We start from the raw sequence: 21,791 nt of genomic DNA, 5'->3' as shown, positions 1-21,791 counted from the left end.
AATGGGATGGTTACATAACTCAAATTTATTGTAAATAACTGATCTTAGAAAGAGAAATAGAGTCGTAGGGTTTAATGGAGGAGATAAATAAATCGACCCGCTTAACATACAAAATTGTTTATATAATTACTCACACATATTCATCCGCTCTTGAAAAACAATGCTCCTGCTTTTTCCTATAACAGCATGTAAGGACTGTAAGATGATGAAAATGACCCGCATTGCGTTGGCTGCTGCTTCACTGGTGGTGTGCAGTTTTACGGCGCAGGCCGCGAACGTTGAGGCTGCCCCGTCACCGTCCCAGGATCCTCTGGTACAACACCTGAAGCTCAGCAATGAGCAGGTGAAAAAGATTGAAGATCTGCATAAGCAGCTGGAACAAAATGTCAGCAGGATCCCGATGACGGGCGTGAAGGACGGCGCGCTGATCGACATGTTCCAGGCGGGCAAATGGGACGAAAGCACGGTGAAAAGCCAGCTTAGTGCATTCAGCAAAATTGAAGAGCAGACCCGCTATTACCGCGCGAAATATTACTTCGACGTCAGTCAGGTATTGACGCCGGAACAGCGCAAACAGATTAGAACGGATATGGCTAACGCGCTGGCTGAGTGATCTCTCACCCGCGCATCGCGCGGGTTTTTATTTCTTGATCGTCGTCACTTTTAGAAAAATACCGTCTATCAACCCATTACCAAAGCAAATTTTCCTCTATCATTCGAAAATCCTCATAAAAGTTGTGACTTTTTTCTCCCTCGCTCCGGTTAAGATTTTCTCACATCAATAACAAGCACCTGCTGCTATCTGAATCGCCATCGCTGGCGATCGGAACCTTATAAAAACAACTGTTTACCCTACAAAATAAGCGAGTGCCCCATGGATACGGCAACAAACAGCAGTGTCATTGTGAATGATTCCCCCGCGGCAAGGCGGGCGGGAATGAGTGAAAGCGAGTGGCGAGAGGCGATCAAATTTGACAGCACCGACACGGGTTGGGTCATCATGAGTATTGGGATGGCTATTGGCGCGGGGATTGTTTTTCTCCCGGTACAAGTCGGATTAATGGGGCTGTGGGTCTTTTTGCTCTCGTCCATTATTGGTTATCCCGCCATGTATTTATTCCAACGGTTGTTTATTAACACGCTGGCAGAATCCCCGGAATGCAAAGACTATCCGAGCGTAATTAGCGGGTATTTGGGTAAGAACTGGGGAATTTTATTAGGTGCGCTCTATTTCGTGATGCTGGTGATCTGGATGTTTGTCTATTCCACGGCCATTACCAACGACAGCGCCTCGTATTTGCACACCTTCGGCGTGACCGACGGTTTGCTCTCGGAAAATCCGTTCTACGGTTTATTCCTGATTTGCATTCTGGTCGCGATTTCTTCACGCGGTGAAAAGCTGTTGTTTAAAGTTTCAAGCCTGATGGTGCTTACCAAGCTGTTTGTCGTTGCGGCGCTGGGGCTGTCAATGATTGGCCTCTGGCATTTAGCCAACGTGGGCATGCTGCCGCCGCTGGGATTGCTGATTAAAAATGCCATCATTACGCTGCCCTTTACCTTAACCTCCATTCTCTTTATTCAGACCCTGAGCCCGATGGTGATCTCGTACCGTTCACGTGAAAAATCGGTAGAGGTGGCGCGTCATAAGGCGCTCCGGGCAATGAACATTGCTTTTGGCGTCCTGTTTGTGACGGTCTTCTTCTATGCCGTCTCTTTCACCCTGGCGATGGGGCACGATGAGGCGGTCAAAGCCTACGAGCAGAATATCTCTGCCCTGGCGATTGCGGCGCAGTTTATCAGCGGCGACGGCGCGGGCTGGGTCAAAATCGTCAGCGTGATCCTCAATATCTTCGCCGTGATGACCGCATTCTTCGGCGTCTACCTCGGCTTCCGCGAGGCCACGCAGGGTATCGTCATGAACATCCTGCGCCGCAAAATGCCGGCAGAAAGAATCAATGAAAACGCCGTCCAGCGCGGGATTATGCTGTTCGCCATTCTGCTGGCCTGGAGCGCGATAGTCCTGAACGCGCCGGTGTTGAGCTTCACCTCCATTTGCAGCCCCATCTTCGGCATGGTGGGCTGCCTGATCCCGGCATGGCTGGTCTACAAGGTACCGGCGCTGCATAAATATAAAGGCGTATCGCTGGTGATTATTGTCATCACCGGACTGCTGCTTTGTGTTTCTCCTTTCCTCGCATTCTCCTGAGGGTCATTAAGGTCGTAACGATGTCTGAGCAAACTCATCCTTTATGGAATCAATTTATTCGCGCGGTGCAGGAAGAAGTGAAGCCTGCCCTTGGGTGTACCGAACCCGTCTCTCTGGCACTGGCCTGTGCGATTGCCGCAGACCTTCTGCCGGGGGAGGTCACACGGATTGAGGCGTGGGTCTCGCCGAACCTGATGAAAAACGGGCTGGGCGTGACGGTGCCGGGTACCGGCATGGTCGGGTTACCGATTGCGGCGGCGCTGGGCGCAATTGGCGGTAATGCGCACGCCGGACTGGAGGTGTTGAAAGATGCCACAGCCGATGCACTGGTCCGCGCCAAAGCCCTGCTTGAGGCAGGGCAAGTGCAGGTAAAACTGCAGGAGCCCTGCGATGAGATCCTCTATTCCCGCGCCTGCGTTTATGCCGGGGAACTCTCGGCAATGGTGACCATCGCGGGCGGGCATACCCGGGTGGTGGAAGTGGTTTGCCAGGGGGAAACGCGCTTTACGCTGGATAAGCCCGTGACCGAGGTGGATGACAACCCGCTGGCAGTACTGTCGCACGCTACGCTGTCGCAGATCCTGGAATTTGTCGAGCAGGTGCCGTTTGAGGCCATTCGCTTCATCCTGGAAGCAGGGCAACTGAACGATGCGCTCTCCCGCGAAGGGCTCAGCGGGAAGTGGGGGCTGCATATTGGCGCAACGCTTGAGAAGCAGCGCTCGCGCGGATGGCTGGCGCAGGATCTGGGTTCAGACATTGTTATTCGCACCAGCGCCGCCTCGGATGCCCGGATGGGGGGCGCAACGCTGCCGGCGATGAGCAATTCGGGCTCCGGTAACCAGGGGATCACCGCCACCATGCCCGTCGTTGTTGTGGCTGAGCACCTTCAGGCCGGTGACGAACGGCTGGCGCGGGCGCTGATGCTGTCGCATCTGTCGGCGATCTATATCCATTATCAGCTTCCGCGCCTGTCCGCACTGTGTGCGGCGACAACGGCGGCGATGGGCGCTGCGGCGGGCATGGCGTGGCTGATGGGTGGCCGTTACCAGACCATCGCAATGGCGATCGGCAGTATGATCGGTGACGTCAGCGGGATGATCTGCGACGGGGCGTCAAACAGCTGCGCCATGAAGGTCTCCACCAGCGTCAGTAGCGCCTGGAAAGCGGTGATGATGGCGCTGGATGAGTCGGGCGTGACGGGCAACGAGGGAATTGTCGCGCACGATGTGGAGCAGTCGATCGCGAACCTGTGCGCACTGGCGTGCCGCTCGATGCAGGCAACGGACCGGCAGATTATTGAGATCATGGCGAGTAAGGTGTAGCGAGTTCAGGGCTCTATCGGTTCCCTCTCCCTGTGGGAGTGTACGGTCCGGGGACATAGTGAACACTTGTTCGGGGACATGGTAGACACTTACAACTAAGGCATAAGAACCCGTTTATGGAGTCGCTTATGCCCTGGGATGCGAGAGATACCATGTCATTACGTACCGAGTTTGTTTTGTTCGCCTCGCAGGACGGGGCGAACATCCGTTCCCTCTGTCGTCACTACGGCATTTCCCCTGCCACCGGCTACAAGTGGCTTCGTCGCTGGGCTGAGGAAGGTGCCGCCGGCCTTCAGGACCACCCGCGCATACCGCACCATTCCCCGAACCGCTCATCTGACGACATCACTGCCCTGCTGCGTATGGCCCATGACCGCCATGAACGCTGGGGCGCACGCAAGATAAAGCGCTGGCTGGAAGACCAGGGGCACCGTATGCCCGCCTTCAGCACCGTTCATAACCTGATGGCCCGTCACGGCCTGCTGCCGGGCGCTTCACCGGCCATTCCCGTCACGGGACGGTTCGAACATGACGCGCCGAACCGGCTCTGGCAGATGGATTTTAAGGGCAACTTTCCCTTTGGCGGTGGCCGCTGCCATCCGCTCACCCTGCTGGATGACCACTCCCGTTTTTCCCTGTGCCTGGCGCACTGTACCGATGAACGGCGTGAGACCGTGCAGCAGCGGCTAGTCAGCGTGTTTGAACGCTACGGCCTGCCGGACCGGATGACAATGGACAACGGCGCCCCGTGGGGAGACACCACCGGCACCTGGACGGCGCTGGAGTTGTGGCTGATGCGCCATGGTATCCGGGTGGGGCACTCCCGGCCGTATCATCCGCAGACGCAGGGCAAGCTGGAGCGTTTTCACCGCAGCCTGAAGGCGGAAGTGCTGCAGGGCAAGTGGTTCGCGAACGAGGGCGAACTGCAGCGCGCCTTCGACCACTGGCGGACGGTCTATAACCTTGAACGCCCGCATGAGGCGCTGGACATGGCGGTACCGGGCTCGCGGTATCAGCCGTCTGCGCGGCGGTACAGCGGCAACACAACGCCCCCGGAATACGACGAGGGCGTGATGGTCAGGAAGGTGGATATCAGCGGAAAGCTGAGCGTGAAAGGGGTAAGTCTGAAGGCAGGCAATGCGTTCAGGGGAGAACGGGTCGGGCTGAAGGAGATGCAGGAGGACGGCCGCTACGAAGTGTGGTGGTACAGCACGAAAGTGGGGGTGATCGACCTGAAGAAAAAGTCGATCACCATGGGTAAAGGATGTTAAAAAGTGTTCACCATGTCCCCGAACACCTGTCTACCATGTCCCCGGACCGTACAGGGAGAGGGTTAGGGTGAGGGCGTTCTTTAAACCGGCAAATCAATCAGCAGCGCGCGCAGCGGCGTATCCGCCACCAGGGTAATATTCGCTTCATCACGAATAAACGCGCCGTCGCCGCAGGTGAGCGCCTCTTTCTGTTCCGCGTGCGTCACCGCATGCACCGTACCGTGAATCGACTGCAGATAGGCGCGCGGGCCGTGAAGCTGGAAGCTTGCCTGCTCACCTTTCTTCAGCTCGATATGGTGCAGCCACACCTGCTGACGCAGCTGCAGGCTCTCTTTACTGCCATCAGGGGATGCAATCAGCTGTTGCTTATCGCCCGTTAAATCTAACTTCTGTACCAGCGGATTTTCCCGCTCAGGGCAGGCGTCGAGCCACAGCTGCATGCGGGTCAGCGTTTTGTCTTTGCTGAGGTTATGCTCGCTGTAGCTGATGCCCGGCTGCGTGGAAATTAACAGCGCTTCGCCAGCCTTTGCCTGGACATGATTGCCCTCGCTATCGCGGTATTCTGCCTCGCCTTCCAGGATCAGGTTCAGGATATCGACTTTCGGGTACGTACGCGGCTGGAAGGAGGCGCCCGGGGCGAGCACTTCCTGGTTCAACACGCGCAGTGAAGCGTAACCGAGGAGTTTAGGGTCAAAGTAGTGTCCAAAGGAAAAGGTGTAGCGGGCCTGCAGCCAACCGAAATCGGCTTGTCCGCACTGTTTAGCTGTTCTTGTCGTAATCATAAACTTGACCTCTCTTTACACTAAAACAATGGTAAAGGTATGGACGCTTCATTGTTAGCCAGATATTCTGCCTGGTATGTTCAAATTTCCTGAATGAGAACGAGATGGCTAAAGAGAGAGCATTGACGCTTGAGGCGCTTCGCGTCATGGACGCGATTGACCGGCGCGGCAGTTTTGCGGCGGCGGCCGATGAACTGGGGCGCGTTCCGTCTGCGCTGAGCTACACCATGCAGAAGCTGGAGGAAGAGCTGGACGTGGTGCTTTTTGACCGCTCCGGTCATCGAACAAAATTCACCAACGTGGGCCGAATGCTGCTGGAGCGCGGCCGCGTGCTGCTGGAAGCGGCTGATAAGCTGACGACTGACGCCGAAGCGCTGGCGCGCGGTTGGGAAACCCATCTAACGCTCGTGACCGAAGCGCTGGTGCCGACCGAAGCGCTGTTTCCGCTGGTGGACCGCCTGGCGGCGAAGGCCAATACGCAGCTGTCGATCATCACCGAGGTGCTGGCAGGGGCGTGGGAGCGCCTGGAGACGGGCAGGGCAGATATCGTTATTGCGCCGGACATGCACTTCCGTTCCTCATCGGAAATCAACTCGCGCAAGCTCTACAGCGTCATGAACGTCTACGTTGCCGCCCCCAACCATCCGATTCACCAGGAGCCGGAGCCGCTCTCTGAAGTGACGCGCGTGAAATATCGCGGCGTGGCGGTCGCGGATACCGCGCGCGAGCGTCCGGTGCTGACGGTGCAGCTGCTGGATAAACAGCCACGTCTGACGGTGACCTCACTGGAAGACAAACGGCAGGCGCTGCTGGCCGGTCTGGGCGTGGCGACGATGCCGTACCCGTTTGTGGAGAAAGATATTGCGGAAGGGCGGCTGCGGGTCGTGAGTCCGGAGTACACCAGCGAAGTGGATATCATTATGGCGTGGCGTCGCGACAGCATGGGCGAAGCCAAATCATGGTGCCTGCGCGAAATACCCAAACTCTTCGCCCACCACAATAAATAAACGAGTAGGCCCGGTAAGCGTAAGCGCCACCGGGCAGTAATTTACGCGACGATCTTAGGATCCGGACCAAAGCGGTTTTCACCTGGGGTGCCGCTCTGGCAGTTGAAGATAAGAATCACGATCCAGCCCACGATCGGGATCAACAGCAGCAATAACCACCACGCCGAACGATCGGTGTCGTGCAGCCGACGGAACAATACCGCCCACGATGGCAGCAGGACTAACAGGCCATAAATGGTGGTCAGTACGCCCTCACCGCCAGCCCGCTCCCAGCCAAGAATTTTATCCACAATACCCAGCACCATGATGAGGATGAAGTTCACCAGAACGAACATCCAGTACTCTTTGCGGCGGGCGCGGCCACCAAATCCAATGTAGTTGCGCAGTACTTTTAAATACCAGTCCATTTTCCTTGCCTCATTAGTCAGTCAATCACTTGTTTTCTAAGCGATCGAGGTAAGAATAGATGGAGATTGTGAATTAAAAAAGGGCATCTGGTGATGCCCTTAATATTTATCCAAAACGGACGTCGCGCCCGTGCGGTTCATCCAGATCCTGCCACGGACCGATGGAGATAATACCCGTCGGGTTGATGGTCTTGTGGCTGCGGAAATAGTGGGTGCGAATATGGTCGAAGTCGACCGTCTCCGCGATGCCCGGCATCTGGTAGATGTCGCGCAGGAAACCATGCAGGTTCAGGTAGTCGCTGATGCGGTGCTTGTCGCACTTAAAGTGGGTGACATAGACCGGATCAAAGCGAACCAGCGTGGTCCACAGGCGAATGTCCGCTTCCGTCAGGCGATCGCCCGTCAGGTAGCGATGCTGGCCCAGGATCTGTTCCAGGCGTTCCAGCGATTCAAACACCTTTCCGACCGCTTCGTCATACGCTTCCTGGCTGGTGGCGAAACCGGCCTTATAGACACCGTTATTGACGTTGTCGTAAATCCAGCCGTTCAGTTCATCAATTTTCTCGCGCAGCTCCACCGGATAGTAATCTCCGGCACGGGCGCCGTGCGCGTCAAACGCGGTATTGAACATGCGGATGATTTCCGCAGACTCATTGCTGACAATCGTCTGGTTTTTCTTGTCCCACAGCACCGGCACGGTCACGCGCCCGGTGTAGTGCGGATCGGCGCGCAGATAGAGCTGGTAGAGGAAATCGTGGTGATAAAGATCGTCGCCGGTCGCCGCTGGGAAATTACTGTCAAACGTCCAGCCGTTTTCCAGCATCAGCGGGTTGACCACGGAAACCGGAATGAAGGATTCGAGACCTTTAAGCTTGCGTACGATCAGCGTGCGGTGGGCCCACGGGCAGGCGAGGGAAACATAAAGATGATAACGATCTTTCTCAGCCGCGAAGCCGCCTTCGCCGCTCGGGCCTGGAGCGCCGTCGGCTGTCAGCCAGTTACGGAAGGCCGAAACAGAGCGCTTAAAGCGACCTCCGGTGGATTTGGTGTCATACCAGACATCCTGCCAGACGCCGTCTACGAGTTGTCCCATTTTTTCTCCTCCGTCAGATAGCAAAAGCGAGGAGATGTCTCCTCGCTTTGTGTTTATTCAGTATAGCGTGCTTACCATTTCTTATTCAGAACGCGGTCGATGCTGTATGCGCCCGGGCCAGTGACGGCCAGCAGCAGGAAGCCACCCGCGATGGTAAGGTTTTTCATGAACATCAGTGAGTTCACGCCTTCCGCAAAGTTGCTGTGGAAGATGAACGCGGTCAGCAGGGTGAAGCCTGCGGTAAACAGCGCGGTGGTACGGGTCAGGAAGCCGAACAGCACTGCCAGGCCGCCGCCGAACTCAAGAAGAATGGTCAGTGGCAACAGGAACCCCGGAACGCCCATGGCTTCCATATACTGCTGGGTACCCGCATAACCGGTGATTTTTCCCCAACCTGCCACGATGAACAGAATTGGCATCAGAATACGCGCGACCAGTACACCAACATCTTCTAATTTTTTCATTTTACTCTCCAGGAAACCACATCAGCGGCTGAACGTTATTTGTCTGCAATTCCGGGTAGATACCGCGTCGTTGCTGTCGATGGAGAGCATCATAAACGTGACGGTGGGCGATTGTTAGCAAGGAAAACTGTCAATCTTCTTCAAAGATATTGAGTAAGGGAGGGGGAGGATTTTGTCAGGTGGCGCTGCGCTTACCCGGCCTACGCGTGTAAGTAGGCCGGGTAAGGCGTAGCCGCCACCCGGCGAGAAGGCTAGCGTAATTGCTGCTGACGGATCGTGGCTTTCACCAGACGCCAGGCGCTCCAGGCACCAAAACCACGGCGCGCCCAGCGGATGAGCATATTTGGGTGACGAACCGTCCAGATAGCCATCACGCTGCTACCGACCAGCGCCCATGAACGCAGGCTCAGGAAGGTGTTCCAGCCCCGGTCAAACCGTCGCGTCGCGTCAATCCAGTCGCGACGGCTGGCCGACAGATCCAGCCGTTGCTGCTGGATCTGGCTTAGCAGGTACGCTTTTCGCTTTTGACGTTCGGCTTTACCGCTCACGGCTTGTCATCCTCCAGCAGGGCGCGATCGTTAGCCAGCTCCTGACGCGTATGGCGCAGGAACGTGGACTTACGCGCTTTACGCAGCGTCCATATGCCGCCAATCAGCGCCGCGACCAGCAGAACGACGGTCGTGGCAATCATGGCGTTGAGACGATACTGCGGGTCAATGGCCCAGATGATTAACACCATCAGGCTCATCAGACCAAACGCGGCGAAGAGCATGGTCAGTCCAAGCATCAGCAGCATCTGGAAGAGGTTCGCTTTCTCCTCCTCCAGTTCGACCACTGCCAGCCGGACGCGCGTTTCGGCAATCCCGACCAGCGTCGTCAAAATACGCTGGCCGATGCCGAGGACGTTGTTAGCAGGCCCTTGTGCGGTACGAGGATCTTCCATATCAACGACGCGTCAGCAGGACACCCAGTACCACACCGACTGCGGCACCAATTCCGACACCCGTCCATGGATTATCACGCACGTATTCGTCCGCACGCGCGGCCGCTTCGCGGGTCTGTTTTGCCAGCGCATCGCCGGTTTCACCCAGGCGATAGCGGCTCTCTTTCAGCGCCTGCTCCGCCTTGCTGCGCAGCTTGCTGACCTCTTCTTTTGACTTGTCAGCAGAGGAGTTCAGCACCTCTTCCAGGGTATCGGCCAGGGATTTCAGTTCAGCGCGCAGATGTTCAGACGTCGTATCTTTTGACATGATTCTCTCCTGTTGAGATTTCCGTTAACTCAATAATCGCGAGCTTCCAGCGCTTTCAGGTCGTCCTGCGCTTCTTTCAACTTCTTCTCGCGCTTAGCAATTTTTTCCGCATCCCCTTTCTCTTTCGCTTCCTGCAGGTCGCGACGGCGCTCGGCTATCTCGTCCTTCTGTTCAGCGATTTTCTTCTGGTGGTCGGCACGCAGCTTGCTGTCTGAACAGTTCGCTTTCACTTCGCTCAGCGCTTTTTTAAGACCATCAACACGGTGCTGATTGTTATGCTTTTCGGCATAACCGATCTCACGCTGAATATCCTGTTCTTTCTCCTGACAGAGAGAATTTGCGAAGGATGCTGTGCTTAAAGAAAAAAGGGCCAGAGCCAGAGTCATGCGGAATTTCATTATCGAAACCTTCCATTGTGTTGCGGCGTAAGCCGCTATCCAAAGTTATGCGGAGTACATTCGAGGGGTGCTCCGCGTACTTAAGCATAGTAAGTAAACGGGGGATTCACCAAAGTGAGTGAAAAGATTCGGAATCCTGGTAATTATCCAAACCGATGCGACGTATCGCGAATCAGCGACAGCCAGGCAGCAGGCTGGCTGTCATCTTCCTGCTGAGCGATGATATACCCGTGCGGCAGCGTACGGTCGAGAACCACTTTTGCGGCGGCACTTTGCGCACGGGAATCAAATTTGATCAGTAACACATCGTCCTGCGGGGTGATGCTTTTAAAGCGGATCCCATTCGCGTCCAGATGGTGCCAGACAGAAAAACCGTCAGGCACGCTGGCACCCTGGTTCACCGGGCGAATGGCCAGCGTGGATTCCTGGTGCGAAAGCGCGCTCCATGCCAGCAGCATGGCGCTGAGCACCACCAGTGTTATCACGGCGCAGGCAAAACGGCGCAGGGCGAGCGGTGAGATAGCCATCGTTAGCCTCTGGCTCCGTATTTCTTTTTCCACAGGACGACCAGCGAGCCGATCAGACCGAAGACCAGCAGCACCACAGGCAGCAGCATCAGGCAGGACATCAGCTGGTCTTCATATTTCATAAAGACTGGCGTTTTCCCCAACGCATAGCCGAGCGTCGTCAGAATCAGTACCCACAGCAGGCCGCTCATCCAGTTAAAGAACTGGAAGCGCGCGCTGCTCAGCCCCGACAGACCGGCAATGGTCGGCAACAGGGTGCGTACAAAGGCGATAAAGCGGCCAATCAGCAGCGCAGAAAGCCCGTGCTTATGGAAAAGGTGGTGCGCCCGCTGGTGATAATGTGCAGGCAGGTGCGAGAGCCAGTTCTGGACGATCCGGGTATTGCCCAGCCATCTTCCCTGGATGTAGCTGACCCAGCAGCCGAGACTCGCGGCGACGGTCAGTAACAAAATAGTTTGCGGGAATGCCATCGCCCCTTTGGCGCACAGCACGCCGACAAGCACCAGTAAACTGTCACCGGGCAGGAAAGCAGCAGGCAGCAAGCCGTTCTCAAGGAACAGGATCATAAACAAGACGAAATAGAGCATGCCAATCATGGAAGGGTTGGCCAGCGTTTCAAAATCCTGCGCCCAGAGGGCATGCAGTAGTTGGGTCAAAAGTTCCATTCAGTGTTCCTGGAAATCGGTTAACGTCATGCCTGTTATCCGGGACAAACAGCACGGCGACATGGTTGTGATTTCATTATGGTCGCTCGCGGACACATTGCGGTGTGGCCAACACTGTTCCCTGTTAATTGGCTGGTTAGCAAGCACTAACTTACAAAATAACGAAGTGAATCCAATTGTAACAAAGCCCAACGTTCTGCGTCACAGAATTTGCAGGCGTGAGTTGATTTTGGCGTAAGCCCAGAAAGTGAGCGAGGGGATTTACAAAGGCTGACACTATATATGTTTTGCTTACCCACGTTCGCCGGAAGGCGCAGCGAAGCGCCTGCCAGCGGGAAGGTCATCTATTTTGCGGCACTGGGGACCGTATCGAGATGAACAACGGGATTATCGGCGAAAAGATAGCGGTCAGCGTTAAATTCGAAGTCGTCGCTGGTTTCATTGAACAGCATCTGCTTAGTGTTTTCCAGGTGCTGCCACATCGCCAGCTTAGCGGCGTGCGGATCTTTACGAATCAGCGCTTTAAGGATTTGATCGTGATCGTCACACCAGTTGTCGACGGTACGGGAATCGATATGGTCGTGCAGTTTTTTCCAGTACGGGTTGTGAACGCGCTGAGTCCACATTTTCTCAACGATTGCCGCCAGCGCCGTATTCTGGGTTGCCAGGGCGACCTGGACGTGGAACTGCAGATCCCATTCAGAATCGCGGAAACATTTTTCCTTGCGGGCATTCTCCTGGATTTCCATCAGCTTCATGATGTCCTGCTTGGTCACCTGCGTCGCCGCAAATTCGGCAATGTTGCTTTCAATCAGCTGGCGAGCCTGGAGGAGCTCAAACGGACCATAGCTGGCGAATTCCAGACTTTCGTCCGCGACGGGAGAGTGTTTAGGCAGATTGGAAATGACGTGAATGCCGGAGCCTTTGCGTACCTCAACGTAGCCTTCGACTTCCAGCATGATGATCGCTTCACGCACCACGGTGCGGCTGACGCTTTTTTCATCCGCGATAAAGCGCTCGGCGGGCAGTTTATCACCGACAAGATAGACACCTTGCTCGATGCGATCTTTCAGCTCCGCAGCAAGTTGTTGATATAAACGACGTGGTTCGGTGATTTCCATATGCGCTCCAGGCAGGGTACGGCAGATGATTTGTTATACCACTTTTGCGTGCCACTCTCCAGATTTTGCCATTAAAAAAGCCACTACTGAGTGGCCTTTAAATGCCCGGCGGCGCTTCGCTTGCACGGGCCTACGGGTTTTGTAGGCCGGGTAAGCGTAGCGCCACCCGGCACAGCAATGCTAACTCTGCGTGGCCGGTTTTCCGAGTGACTCTTTTGCCAGCTCCTCTGCCGATTTGCTTTTCAGCACCGTCCAGATCACCACCGCGCCCAGCAGGTCGAAGACCGCCAGTACCGCAAACAGCGGGCTGAAGCCGATGGTATCCGCCAGCGCGCCGACGACCAGCGCGAACATCGTACTCGCGGTCCAGGCGGCCATCCCGGTCAGGCCGTTGGCGGTGGCCACTTCGTTGCGACCGAAGACGTCAGACGAGAGCGTAATCAGCGCGCCGGACAGGGACTGGTGCGCAAAACCACCGATGCACAGCAGGGCGATGGCCACGTACGGGCTGGTGAACAGGCCGATCATGCCCGGGCCAATCATCAGCAGTGCGCCCATGGTGACCACCATCTTACGGGAAACGATCAGGTTCACGCCAAACCAGCGCTGGAACAGCGGTGGCAGGTAGCCGCCCACGATACAGCCCAGGTCAGCGAACAGCATCGGCATCCAGGCGAACATCGCGATCTCTTTCAGGTTAAAGCCGTAGACTTTAAACATGAACAGTGGGATCCACGCGTTGAAGGTCCCCCAGGCCGGTTCCGCCAGGAAACGCGGCAGGGCGATACCCCAGAACTGACGGGTGCCCAGGATCTGCCAGACGGTCATTTTTTTGCCGTTGTTGGTCTGATGCTGCGCTTCCTGACCACCAATGATGTACTCGCGTTCTTCTTCGGAGAGTTTTTTCTGATCGCGCGGGTGCTTATAGAAAACCAGCCACGCGATTGCCCAGGCGAAGCTCAGCACGCCGGAAATGATGAAAGCCATCTGCCAGCTGTGCATCACGATAGCCCACACCACCAGCGGCGGCGCAATCATCGCCCCGATGGACGAACCCACGTTGAAGTAGCCGACAGCAATAGAGCGCTCTTTTGCCGGGAACCACTCGGAACTGGCCTTCAGTCCCGCCGGGATCATCGCGGCTTCTGCCGCACCGACCGCGCCGCGCGCCAGCGCCAGGCCGCCCCAGCTGCCCGCCAGCGCGGTGGCTCCGCAGAACACCGCCCAGGCGATGGCGAAGAAGGCATAGCCGATTTTGGTACCGAGGATATCCAGCACGTAGCCTGCAACAGGCTGCATGATGGTGTACGCCGCGGAATAGGCAGCAATGATGTAGGAGTATTGCTGCGTGGAGATATGCAGCTCTTCCATTAACGTCGGCGCTGCGGCTGCGACGGTGTTACGCGTCAGGTAGCCCAGCACGGTGCCTAACGTCACCAGTGCGATCATGTACCAACGTAACCCTTTAATTTTACGCATGTAAAACCTCATCGTTATAGTATTGCCGTGCCGGGACACGGTAACCGCTCGACCGTTGCCGGGAGCCGTTCAGTAACGGGAGGGGCGTAACCGGGAAATGTCCCGGAACGGCCCGAACCTTGCCAAAAGTCATCTGCATAAGTCGGTTTCCGTACCGTTAAATCTGGTGTAACTGACACCAGGAATGCATTCCGTCGGCTTATAGTTTGCGACGGCGAAAAGATAACTTGTCATACAGCTTTAAAAGGTGAGTGACATCACAAATGTATGATTCTTTGTGGGGACATTATTCGTGTCGCTTCAAGCCAGTACTGGCGCGGCTTGTAGAAGGATTTACTCCAATTTGGGTAATGTATTTGTCTGCGTTTATTGATCTCACTCACGAAAAAAACGTCGGATGGTGGAAATTGGTGTGATAACTTTGCAGCATATGAACATACGCTTTCTGACGCTCCCGTAATGAGGAAGACGATAATGACGCCGTTTATGACCGACGATTTTCTGTTAGATACCGAATTTGCTCGCCGCCTGTACCACGACTATGCAAAAGATCAGCCGATTTTCGACTACCACTGCCATTTGCCGCCGCAGCAGGTTGCCGAAAATTACCGTTTCAAAAACCTGTATGACATCTGGCTGAAGGGTGACCATTACAAATGGCGTGCGATGCGCACCAACGGCGTGGCTGAGCGCCTGTGCACCGGTGATGCGACCGATCGCGAGAAGTTTGACGCCTGGGCGGCGACCGTCCCGCACACCATCGGTAACCCGCTCTATCACTGGACGCACCTTGAGCTGCGTCGCCCGTTTGGCATCACCGGCAAACTGCTCTCCCCAACGACCGCCGATGAAATCTGGGACCAGTGCAACGCGCTCCTGGCGCAGGATAACTTCTCCGCACGCGGCATCATGAAGCAGATGAACGTGAAGATGGTCGGCACCACCGACGATCCGATTGACTCCCTGGAGCATCATGCCGTTGTCGCCAAAGACACCTCTTTTGATATCAAAGTGCTGCCAAGCTGGCGCCCGGACAAAGCCTTCAACATTGAGCAGGCCACGTTCAACGACTACATGGCGAAGCTGGCGGAAGTGTCCGATACCGACATCCGTCGTTTCGCCGATCTGCAAACCGCGCTGACCAAACGTCTGGATCACTTCGCGGCGCACGGCTGTAAAGTCTCTGACCACGCGCTGGACGTGGTGCTGTTTGCGGAATCAAACGAGGCCGAGCTGGACAGCATTCTGGCGCGTCGCCTCTCCGGTGAATCGCTTAGCGAGCACGACGTGGCGCAGTTCAAAACGGCGGTACTGGTGTTCCTCGGTGCCGAATACGCGCGTCGCGGCTGGGTACAGCAGTACCACATCGGTGCGCTGCGCAATAACAACCAGCGCCAGTTTAAACTGCTGGGTGCGGACGTGGGCTTTGACTCCATCAACGACCGTCCGCTGGCGGAAGAGCTGTCAAAACTGCTGAGCAAACAGAACGAACAAAACCTGCTGCCGAAAACCATTCTCTACTGCCTGAACCCGCGCGATAACGAAGTGCTGGGCACCATGATCGGCAACTTCCAGGGCGAAGGGATGCCGGGCAAGATGCAGTTCGGCTCCGGCTGGTGGTTCAACGATCAGAAAGACGGCATGGAGCGTCAGATGACGCAGCTGGCGCAGCTTGGCCTGCTGAGCCGCTTTGTCGGCATGCTGACCGACAGCCGCAGCTTCCTGTCCTATACCCGTCATGAATACTTCCGCCGCATTCTGTGCCAGATGATTGGCCGCTGGGTGCACGCAGGCGAAGCGCCGGCGGATATCCAGCTGCTGGGCGACATGGTGAAAAACATCTGCTTTAACAATGCGCGTGACTACTTCGCCATTGAACTGAACTAGGGCCGTTTGAGGTTGATATGCAATACATCAAAATCCATTCGCTGGATAACGTGGCCGTCGCGCTGGCAGATTTAACCGAAGGGACGGAAGTCACCTTCGACAACCAGTCGGTGACGTTACGCCAGTCCGTTGGACGTGGACACAAGTTTGCCCTGATCCCGATTGCCAAAGGGGAGAACGTGGTGAAGTACGGTCTGCCCATCGGTCATGCGCTGGCGGATATCGCGCCGGGTGAATACATCCATTCCCACAACGCCCGCACAAATCTGAGCGATCTGGACGAGTACAGCTATCAACCTGATTTACCTGCGGCACAAGAGCAGGCGGCGGATCGTGAGGTACAGATCTACCGCCGCGCAAACGGCGACGTGGGGATCCGCAACGAGCTGTGGATCCTCCCGACCGTCGGCTGCGTGAACGGGATTGCGCGTCAGATCCAGACGCGCTTCCTGAAAGAGACCAACGATGCCGAAGGGACTGACGGCGTGCATCTGTTCAGCCACACCTACGGCTGCTCCCAGCTGGGTGACGACCACATCAACACCCGAACCATGCTGCAAAACATGGTGCACCACCCGAACGCGGGCGCGGTGCTGGTGATTGGCCTGGGCTGCGAGAACAATCAGGTGGACGCCTTCCGCGAGACGCTCGGTGAGTTTGACCCTGAGCGCGTGCACTTTATGGTGTGCCAGCATCAGGACGACGAAGTGGAAGCGGGCGTCGAACAGCTTCATCAGCTGTATGAGGTGATGCGCCACGACAGGCGCGAGCCGGGCAAGCTGAGCGAGCTGAAGTTTGGTCTGGAGTGCGGCGGGTCTGATGGCCTGTCCGGTATCACCGCCAACCCGATGCTGGGGCGCTTCTCGGACTATGTGATCGCCAACGGCGGCACGACGGTGTTGACCGAGGTGCCGGAGATGTTCGGTGCGGAACGTATTCTGATGAGCCACTGCCGCGACGAGGAGACGTTTGAAAAAACCGTCACCATGGTGAACGACTTCAAGCAGTACTTCATTGCCCACAATCAGCCTATTTATGAGAACCCGTCGCCGGGTAACAAAGCGGGAGGGATCACCACGCTGGAAGAGAAATCCCTCGGCTGCACCCAGAAAGCGGGCGCGAGCCAGGTGGTTGACGTTCTGCGCTACGGCGAGCGCCTGAAAACGCACGGTCTGAACCTGCTGAGCGCGCCCGGTAACGATGCGGTCGCCACCAGCGCGCTGGCGGGAGCCGGCTGCCATATGGTGCTGTTCAGTACCGGTCGCGGCACGCCGTACGGCGGTTTTGTGCCGACGGTGAAAATCGCCACCAACAGCGAGCTGGCGGCGAAGAAAAAACACTGGATTGACTTTGATGCCGGGCAGCTTATCCACGGCAAGGCGATGCCGCAGCTGCTGACGGAATTCGTGGACGCGATTGTGGAAATTGCCAGCGGCAAGCAGACCTGCAACGAGAAGAACGATTTCCGCGAGCTGGCAATCTTTAAGAGCGGTGTGACGCTGTAAGTACTTTGTCGGGTGGCGCTAGCGCTTACCCGACCTACTAAACCCTGTAGGCCCGGTAAGGCGTAGCCGCCACCGGGCTTTTCTTTTTAACTGCGGAGGGCGTTCTTCGCTAAACGCGCGTCTTCCGCCTGACAGGCCGCCGCGGTAAACAGCACGTCGGTAGAGGAGTTCAGCGCGGTTTCGCAGGAGTCCTGCAGCACGCCGATGATAAAGCCGACGGCAACCACCTGCATGGCGATTTCGTTCGGGATACCGAACATATTACACGCCAGCGGGATCAGCAGCAGCGAACCGCCCGCCACGCCGGATGCGCCGCAGGCGCACAGCGATGCCACTACGCTCAGCAGCAGCGCGGTTGGCAGATCCACCGGAATACCCAGCGTATGCACCGCCGCCAGGGTCAGTACAGTGATCGTAATCGCCGCACCCGCCATGTTCACGGTCGCACCCAGTGGGATCGACACGGAATAGGTATCGCGATCCAGGTTCAGCTTCTCCGCCAGCGCCATGTTCACCGGTATGTTCGCCGCAGAGCTGCGGGTGAAGAAGGCATACACGCCGCTCTCGCGCAGGCAGGTCAGCACCAGCGGATACGGGTTGCGGCGGATCTGCCAGAACACCAGCAGCGGGTTGATCACCAGCGCCACCAGCAGCATACAGCCGACCAGCACAACCAGCAGTTGCGCGTAGCCCCACAGCGCGTCAAAACCGGTGGTTGCCAGCGTGGAGGAGACCAGGCCGAAAATACCGATTGGCGCAAAGCGAATCACCAGCTTCACCATAAAGGTGACAGCGTTGGACAAATCGTTGACCAGGTTTTTCGTGGTCTCGTTGCCGTGACGCAGCGCGAAGCCCAGACCAATCGCCCAGACCAGGATGCCAATGTAGTTTCCGCTCATCAGCGCGGTGATGGGGTTAGAGACCATGCTCATCAGCAGACCGCGAAGGACTTCCACAATCCCGGACGGCGGCGTGATATCACCGGCCGCGCTGGTCAGATGCAGCGTGGACGGGAACAGGAAGCTAAACACCACGGCCGTTAAGGCTGCAGAGAAGGTTCCCAGAAGATACAGGAACAGAATAGGGCGAATGTTGGTTTTTTGTCCGTGCTGGTGGTTGGCAATCGATGCCATGACCAGCATCAGAACCAGTACTGGCGCGACGGCTTTCAGGGCGCCCACAAACAGCGTCCCGAGCAGCCCCGTGGCCTCCGCAGCAGGTTTTGACACCATGGCCAGCAGAATACCCAGCACCAGTCCTACCAGAATTTGTTTAACCAGACTTCCCTGCGCCAGGCGCGCAAAAAGACCCGTCGATTGTGTGCTCATACATTATTCCTGAGTGAAATTGCGTTCCATTCCGAATGTGCTCTTAGTCACATTTATGTCCGGATGTAAGTAAATGTTTGCCTGGTCGAGTATAGGGAATGCGCGAAAGGAGGGAAGCGTAAAATGCTGGATTTTACGTGTTGCGTCATGTTTTTTAACTATTGATTAACGAAAGTGCCGGGTGGCGCTGCGCTTACCCGGCCTACGGGGTAACGTTGTAGGCCCGGTAAGCGCAGCGCCACCGGGCAAAACGCATTAAGCCTGCTGCTTCTTATCGTGCTGGCGGTTAACCCAGGTATTGATAATCAGCGTCACGATCAGAATGCCAAACACCACGCCGAGCGAAATGGCGATCGGGATATGGTAGAAATCGACGATCAGCATCTTGATACCAATAAACACCAGGATCACCGACAGGCCGTACTTCAGCATGGAGAAGCGCTCCGCCGCGCCCGCCAGCAGGAAGTACATGGCGCGCAGGCCGAGGATGGCGAACAGGTTAGAGGTCAGGACGATGAACGGGTCGGTGGTCACCGCGAAAATGGCCGGAATGCTGTCCACGGCGAAAATCACGTCGCTCAGCTCAACCAGAATCAGCACCAGCAGCAGCGGGGTGGCAAACAGCAGGCCGTTCTTGCGCACGAAGAAGTGCTCGCTCTCGATCTTGTCGGTCATGCGCAGATGGCCGCGGATCCACTTCACCAGCGGGCGATCGCCAATCGCGGAGCCGTCCTCTTTCGCCAGCGCCATTTTGACCCCGGTGAACAGCAGGAACGCGCCGAAGACGTACAGCAGCCACTCGAACTGGGTAATCAGCCAGCTGCCAGCGAAGATCATGATGGTACGCAGGATAATTGCACCCAGCACGCCGTACACCAGCACGCGACGCTGCAGAGCCGCAGGCACGGCGAAGTAGCTGAACAGCATCAGCCAGACGAAGACGTTATCAACCGCCAGGGCTTTTTCAATCAGATAGCCGGTGAGGAAGGCGAGCGCCTGAGGATCGGCCACCGCGCGGCCTTCGGTCGAGGCCAGATACCACCAGAAGGCGGCGCAGAAGAGCAGGGAGAGAGTAACCCAGACCAGCGACCAGGCGGCGGCCTGTTTCATGGTCATGCCGTGCGCGCCGCGACGGCCCTGCAAAAAAAGGTCGATCGCCAGCATGATGAGCACGACAACCGCGAATCCGCCCCACAACATTGGAGTGCCGACAGAATGCATACTATTTTCCTTACACATAAAAAACAAAAACGGCCATGGTCAGAAGACGATAGCCGTTAGCTTTTTATGCATAGACCTCGCCTTCCGGCAAGGTCTCACTTACAACCACGAGGGTTGCCCGGCGACCGGATGCGGTATTGCACGCATCGTAATGACGATCCACCGGCGAAGAAGTTACTCCCCTTTGCAGGTAACAAAATATGTCAGACCATCGGTTTCGTCAATGGTCTGCGCCGTTTCATTACACAGCTTTACGCGATAACTTCCGCGCTCACGCCGTCTGCCGGGAATACCACGCCGGTCTGACGGCGGATCTCCGTTTGCAGCTTCGCCGTGGTGCGGCTCACCGCAAGGCCTGGGTGATTCACTTCGTTGTCTTCCACCAGACGGGCGAAGACCTCTGCCTCATAGAGCATAGTGTTAATATGCTGAGGCTGCGTCAGCTCCTGCGCTTTGCCGCCGCGCGGGACAAAGCTCACCTTCTGGCACTCGGAGATCTTCTCGATAACCAGCGAGCCCGCTTCGCCCTGAATTTCGCTCGGCAGGACAGAATCGCTCACCTTGGAGTGCTGCAGCGTCACGCTGAAATCACCGTAATCCAGCACCGCGACACCGTGCGCATCCACGCCGCTCTCCAGCAGGCTGGCGGTGGCCGTGACGCCGTGCGGCTCGCCCCACAGGGCCACGGCAGAGGCCAGGCAGTAGAAACCGATATCCATAATCGAGCCGTTCGAGAAGGCCGGGTTAAAGGTGTTCGGGTTCTCGCCGTCGAGATAGCGCTGGTAGCGCGACGAGTACTGGCAGTAGTTGATAAACGCTTTGCGCACTTTGCCCACCTTCGGCAGGGACTGCTGCAGCAGCAGGAAGTTCGGCAGGCTGGCGGTTTTGAACGCTTCGAACAGCACCACCTGGTTTTCGCGGGCAAGCGCGATGGCGGCTTCCACTTCTTCGATGTTCGACGCCAGCGGCTTCTCGCAAATCACATGCTTTTTATGGCTGAGGAACAGCTTCGTTTGCGGGAAGTGCAGGGCGTTCGGGCTGGCGATATAGACCGCGTCAATGGCGTCGCTTTGCGCCATGTCATCAAGCGAGGTGAAGAGATGCTCGACGAGGTAATCGTTGGCAAAACTCTGCGCCTGCTCAAGGCTGCGGGAATAGACTGCGGTAAGTTTCAGTTTGCCGGTTTCGTGGGCGGCGTCGACGAACTGGCGCGTGATCCAGTTCGTTCCAATGACTGCGAAACGTATCATAAACGTTTACGTACTCCGTAGCGGGGAACCTTTAGCCACTGTAGCACGTCATCATGACAATTCGCGTGCGCTATTCCGCATTACCTTTTAACGATAAATGCGTAAGCCACAGCCGGGTATCAAACTCCAGTTGGTGGTACTGCGGCTCCATGTGGCAGCACAGAGAATAGAACGCTTTGTCGTGCTCTTTCTCTTTCAGGTGTGCGAGTTCGTGCACCACAATCATCCGCAGAAAGGCTTCCGGCGCGTTGCGAAAAACCGTCGCGACGCGGATCTCCGCCTTGGCCTTCAGCTTGCCGCCCTGCACGCGGGAGACGGCGGTGTGCAGGCCGAGCGCGTTTTTCAGCACGTGGATCTTGTTGTCGTACATCACCTTGTTGATCGGCGGGGCGCTCTTCAGATACCGGTTTTTCAGATCCTGCGTATACTGCCAGAGGGCTTTATCGGTCGCGAAATCGTGGGTGCCGGGGTAGCGTTTTTCCAGCACCGCGCCGAGCTTCTGCTCGGCAATCAGGCTGCGAACCTGAGAAAGTAAATGCTCCGGGTAGCCCTGGAGATAAGTAAGTTGGTTCATCAACGCCCCAAATCGACAATAAAACGGGTATACT

Annotated in this window: 23 protein-coding genes; 7 read left to right on the top strand and 16 right to left on the bottom strand. The window is 56.6% G+C overall.

Annotated features, from left to right (window positions below; translation table 11 throughout):
• Positions 1–202: 202 nt before the first annotated feature.
• The 4 genes from BFV67_RS19200 to BFV67_RS19185 all read left to right on the top strand — a co-directional run bounded on the left by BFV67_RS19200 (position 203) and on the right by BFV67_RS19185 (position 4,799).
• Positions 203–613, top strand: a complete 411-nt coding sequence (locus tag BFV67_RS19200; RefSeq protein ID WP_069598811.1) for a Spy/CpxP family protein refolding chaperone — start codon at positions 203–205, stop codon at positions 611–613.
• A gap of 261 nt (positions 614–874) precedes the next feature.
• On the top strand, positions 875–2,206 hold the full coding sequence (locus tag BFV67_RS19195; protein WP_032675535.1) for an SLC5/6 family protein: 1,332 nt from the start codon (positions 875–877) through the stop codon (positions 2,204–2,206).
• Positions 2,207–2,226: 20 nt separating this feature from the next.
• Positions 2,227–3,528 carry an L-cysteine desulfidase family protein gene (locus tag BFV67_RS19190; RefSeq protein ID WP_069598810.1) on the top strand — a complete coding sequence of 434 codons (1,302 nt, stop codon included), beginning with the start codon at positions 2,227–2,229 and terminating at the stop codon, positions 3,526–3,528.
• 128 nt (positions 3,529–3,656) lie between these two features.
• Positions 3,657–4,799, top strand: a complete 1,143-nt coding sequence (locus tag BFV67_RS19185) for an IS481 family transposase (protein WP_069598059.1) — start codon at positions 3,657–3,659, stop codon at positions 4,797–4,799.
• An 80-nt stretch (positions 4,800–4,879) separates the two neighbouring features.
• On the opposite strand, the gene BFV67_RS19180 is transcribed toward BFV67_RS19185, so the two are convergent.
• The gene (locus BFV67_RS19180) at positions 4,880–5,581 is read right to left on the bottom strand and encodes a pirin family protein (RefSeq protein WP_039265423.1); all 702 of its coding nucleotides are present in this window, start codon (positions 5,579–5,581) and stop codon (positions 4,880–4,882) included.
• Between the two features lie 104 nt (positions 5,582–5,685).
• On the opposite strand from BFV67_RS19180, the gene yhaJ reads away from it, so the two are divergent.
• Positions 5,686–6,588 (top strand): DNA-binding transcriptional regulator YhaJ, encoded by a 903-nt coding sequence (gene yhaJ / locus BFV67_RS19175; RefSeq protein WP_008503135.1) that lies wholly within the window; start codon positions 5,686–5,688, stop codon positions 6,586–6,588.
• Positions 6,589–6,629: 41 nt separating this feature from the next.
• On the opposite strand, the gene BFV67_RS19170 is transcribed toward yhaJ, so the two are convergent.
• The 11 genes from BFV67_RS19170 to BFV67_RS19120 all read right to left on the bottom strand — a co-directional run bounded on the left by BFV67_RS19170 (position 6,630) and on the right by BFV67_RS19120 (position 13,992).
• On the bottom strand, positions 6,630–6,995 hold the full coding sequence (locus tag BFV67_RS19170) for a DUF805 domain-containing protein (RefSeq protein ID WP_008503136.1): 366 nt from the start codon (positions 6,993–6,995) through the stop codon (positions 6,630–6,632).
• Between the two features lie 106 nt (positions 6,996–7,101).
• Entirely contained in the window at positions 7,102–8,088 is a 987-nt protein-coding gene (locus BFV67_RS19165) for a glutathione S-transferase family protein (RefSeq protein ID WP_045371403.1), read from the bottom strand.
• Between the two features lie 71 nt (positions 8,089–8,159).
• Complete coding sequence (locus BFV67_RS19160) at positions 8,160–8,552, bottom strand: DoxX family protein (protein ID WP_023294633.1); 393 nt, start codon at positions 8,550–8,552, stop codon at positions 8,160–8,162.
• 251 nt (positions 8,553–8,803) lie between these two features.
• Positions 8,804–9,100: a YqjK-like family protein gene (locus tag BFV67_RS19155; protein ID WP_008503139.1), complete on the bottom strand. Its 297-nt coding sequence runs from the start codon at positions 9,098–9,100 to the stop codon at positions 8,804–8,806.
• Positions 9,097–9,495 (bottom strand): phage holin family protein, encoded by a 399-nt coding sequence (locus tag BFV67_RS19150; protein ID WP_069598809.1) that lies wholly within the window; start codon positions 9,493–9,495, stop codon positions 9,097–9,099. The genes BFV67_RS19155 and BFV67_RS19150 overlap by 4 nt, the downstream gene beginning before the upstream one ends.
• Before the next feature lies 1 nt (position 9,496).
• On the bottom strand, positions 9,497–9,802 hold the full coding sequence (locus BFV67_RS19145) for an ElaB/YgaM/YqjD family protein (protein WP_008503141.1): 306 nt from the start codon (positions 9,800–9,802) through the stop codon (positions 9,497–9,499).
• Between the two features lie 29 nt (positions 9,803–9,831).
• Entirely contained in the window at positions 9,832–10,200 is a 369-nt protein-coding gene (locus BFV67_RS19140; RefSeq protein WP_008503142.1) for a DUF1090 domain-containing protein, read from the bottom strand.
• A gap of 143 nt (positions 10,201–10,343) precedes the next feature.
• Positions 10,344–10,727 carry an EnvZ/OmpR regulon moderator MzrA gene (gene mzrA / locus BFV67_RS19135; protein ID WP_023294631.1) on the bottom strand — a complete coding sequence of 128 codons (384 nt, stop codon included), beginning with the start codon at positions 10,725–10,727 and terminating at the stop codon, positions 10,344–10,346.
• 2 nt (positions 10,728–10,729) lie between these two features.
• Positions 10,730–11,392 (bottom strand): DedA family general envelope maintenance protein YqjA, encoded by a 663-nt coding sequence (gene yqjA, locus BFV67_RS19130; protein ID WP_008503144.1) that lies wholly within the window; start codon positions 11,390–11,392, stop codon positions 10,730–10,732.
• Positions 11,393–11,736: 344 nt separating this feature from the next.
• Complete coding sequence (gene exuR / locus BFV67_RS19125) at positions 11,737–12,513, bottom strand: transcriptional regulator ExuR (RefSeq protein WP_008503145.1); 777 nt, start codon at positions 12,511–12,513, stop codon at positions 11,737–11,739.
• Between the two features lie 180 nt (positions 12,514–12,693).
• Positions 12,694–13,992: an MFS transporter gene (locus BFV67_RS19120; protein ID WP_008503146.1), complete on the bottom strand. Its 1,299-nt coding sequence runs from the start codon at positions 13,990–13,992 to the stop codon at positions 12,694–12,696.
• Between the two features lie 474 nt (positions 13,993–14,466).
• On the opposite strand from BFV67_RS19120, the gene uxaC reads away from it, so the two are divergent.
• A complete protein-coding gene (gene uxaC, locus BFV67_RS19115) occupies positions 14,467–15,879 on the top strand; it encodes a glucuronate isomerase (RefSeq protein WP_069598808.1) in 1,413 nt (470 codons plus the stop codon).
• A 17-nt stretch (positions 15,880–15,896) separates the two neighbouring features.
• Positions 15,897–17,384, top strand: coding sequence for a UxaA family hydrolase (locus BFV67_RS19110; protein WP_039265427.1), 1,488 nt, complete (start codon positions 15,897–15,899; stop codon positions 17,382–17,384).
• An 86-nt stretch (positions 17,385–17,470) separates the two neighbouring features.
• Here BFV67_RS19110 and sstT read toward each other — a convergent pair whose 3' ends face one another.
• From sstT to BFV67_RS19090, 4 genes are all read right to left on the bottom strand, one after another.
• On the bottom strand, positions 17,471–18,712 hold the full coding sequence (sstT, locus tag BFV67_RS19105; protein ID WP_008503149.1) for a serine/threonine transporter SstT: 1,242 nt from the start codon (positions 18,710–18,712) through the stop codon (positions 17,471–17,473).
• 255 nt (positions 18,713–18,967) lie between these two features.
• Positions 18,968–19,933 carry a TerC family protein gene (locus tag BFV67_RS19100; protein ID WP_021242367.1) on the bottom strand — a complete coding sequence of 322 codons (966 nt, stop codon included), beginning with the start codon at positions 19,931–19,933 and terminating at the stop codon, positions 18,968–18,970.
• A 251-nt stretch (positions 19,934–20,184) separates the two neighbouring features.
• Complete coding sequence (locus BFV67_RS19095; RefSeq protein ID WP_021242366.1) at positions 20,185–21,183, bottom strand: Gfo/Idh/MocA family protein; 999 nt, start codon at positions 21,181–21,183, stop codon at positions 20,185–20,187.
• A 70-nt stretch (positions 21,184–21,253) separates the two neighbouring features.
• Positions 21,254–21,757, bottom strand: a complete 504-nt coding sequence (locus tag BFV67_RS19090; RefSeq protein ID WP_008503152.1) for a YgjP-like metallopeptidase domain-containing protein — start codon at positions 21,755–21,757, stop codon at positions 21,254–21,256.
• Positions 21,758–21,791: the final 34 nt, after the last annotated feature.

Origin of the sequence: Enterobacter roggenkampii (assembly GCF_001729805.1) — a bacterium.
Taxonomy (GTDB): domain Bacteria; phylum Pseudomonadota; class Gammaproteobacteria; order Enterobacterales; family Enterobacteriaceae; genus Enterobacter; species Enterobacter roggenkampii.
This window is presented reverse-complemented; position numbering and strand designations above follow the sequence as displayed.

What these genes read in the sequence shown, in the direction of transcription:
- sstT (WP_008503149.1), bottom strand. Translation starts at nt 18,712, where the DNA reads ATGAGCACACAATCGACGGGTCTTTTTGCGCGCCTGGCGCAGGGAAGT.
- BFV67_RS19120 (WP_008503146.1), bottom strand. Translation starts at nt 13,992, where the DNA reads ATGCGTAAAATTAAAGGGTTACGTTGGTACATGATCGCACTGGTGACG.
- BFV67_RS19180 (WP_039265423.1), bottom strand. Translation starts at nt 5,581, where the DNA reads ATGATTACGACAAGAACAGCTAAACAGTGCGGACAAGCCGATTTCGGT.
- yhaJ (WP_008503135.1), top strand. Translation starts at nt 5,686, where the DNA reads ATGGCTAAAGAGAGAGCATTGACGCTTGAGGCGCTTCGCGTCATGGAC.
- BFV67_RS19170 (WP_008503136.1), bottom strand. Translation starts at nt 6,995, where the DNA reads ATGGACTGGTATTTAAAAGTACTGCGCAACTACATTGGATTTGGTGGC.
- BFV67_RS19195 (WP_032675535.1), top strand. Translation starts at nt 875, where the DNA reads ATGGATACGGCAACAAACAGCAGTGTCATTGTGAATGATTCCCCCGCG.
- exuR (WP_008503145.1), bottom strand. Translation starts at nt 12,513, where the DNA reads ATGGAAATCACCGAACCACGTCGTTTATATCAACAACTTGCTGCGGAG.
- mzrA (WP_023294631.1), bottom strand. Translation starts at nt 10,727, where the DNA reads ATGGCTATCTCACCGCTCGCCCTGCGCCGTTTTGCCTGCGCCGTGATA.
- uxaC (WP_069598808.1), top strand. Translation starts at nt 14,467, where the DNA reads ATGACGCCGTTTATGACCGACGATTTTCTGTTAGATACCGAATTTGCT.
- BFV67_RS19165 (WP_045371403.1), bottom strand. Translation starts at nt 8,088, where the DNA reads ATGGGACAACTCGTAGACGGCGTCTGGCAGGATGTCTGGTATGACACC.
- BFV67_RS19160 (WP_023294633.1), bottom strand. Translation starts at nt 8,552, where the DNA reads ATGAAAAAATTAGAAGATGTTGGTGTACTGGTCGCGCGTATTCTGATG.
- BFV67_RS19150 (WP_069598809.1), bottom strand. Translation starts at nt 9,495, where the DNA reads ATGGAAGATCCTCGTACCGCACAAGGGCCTGCTAACAACGTCCTCGGC.
- BFV67_RS19200 (WP_069598811.1), top strand. Translation starts at nt 203, where the DNA reads ATGATGAAAATGACCCGCATTGCGTTGGCTGCTGCTTCACTGGTGGTG.
- BFV67_RS19190 (WP_069598810.1), top strand. Translation starts at nt 2,227, where the DNA reads ATGTCTGAGCAAACTCATCCTTTATGGAATCAATTTATTCGCGCGGTG.
- BFV67_RS19140 (WP_008503142.1), bottom strand. Translation starts at nt 10,200, where the DNA reads ATGAAATTCCGCATGACTCTGGCTCTGGCCCTTTTTTCTTTAAGCACA.
- BFV67_RS19095 (WP_021242366.1), bottom strand. Translation starts at nt 21,183, where the DNA reads ATGATACGTTTCGCAGTCATTGGAACGAACTGGATCACGCGCCAGTTC.
- BFV67_RS19100 (WP_021242367.1), bottom strand. Translation starts at nt 19,933, where the DNA reads ATGCATTCTGTCGGCACTCCAATGTTGTGGGGCGGATTCGCGGTTGTC.
- BFV67_RS19145 (WP_008503141.1), bottom strand. Translation starts at nt 9,802, where the DNA reads ATGTCAAAAGATACGACGTCTGAACATCTGCGCGCTGAACTGAAATCC.
- BFV67_RS19185 (WP_069598059.1), top strand. Translation starts at nt 3,657, where the DNA reads ATGCCCTGGGATGCGAGAGATACCATGTCATTACGTACCGAGTTTGTT.
- yqjA (WP_008503144.1), bottom strand. Translation starts at nt 11,392, where the DNA reads ATGGAACTTTTGACCCAACTACTGCATGCCCTCTGGGCGCAGGATTTT.
- BFV67_RS19090 (WP_008503152.1), bottom strand. Translation starts at nt 21,757, where the DNA reads ATGAACCAACTTACTTATCTCCAGGGCTACCCGGAGCATTTACTTTCT.
- BFV67_RS19110 (WP_039265427.1), top strand. Translation starts at nt 15,897, where the DNA reads ATGCAATACATCAAAATCCATTCGCTGGATAACGTGGCCGTCGCGCTG.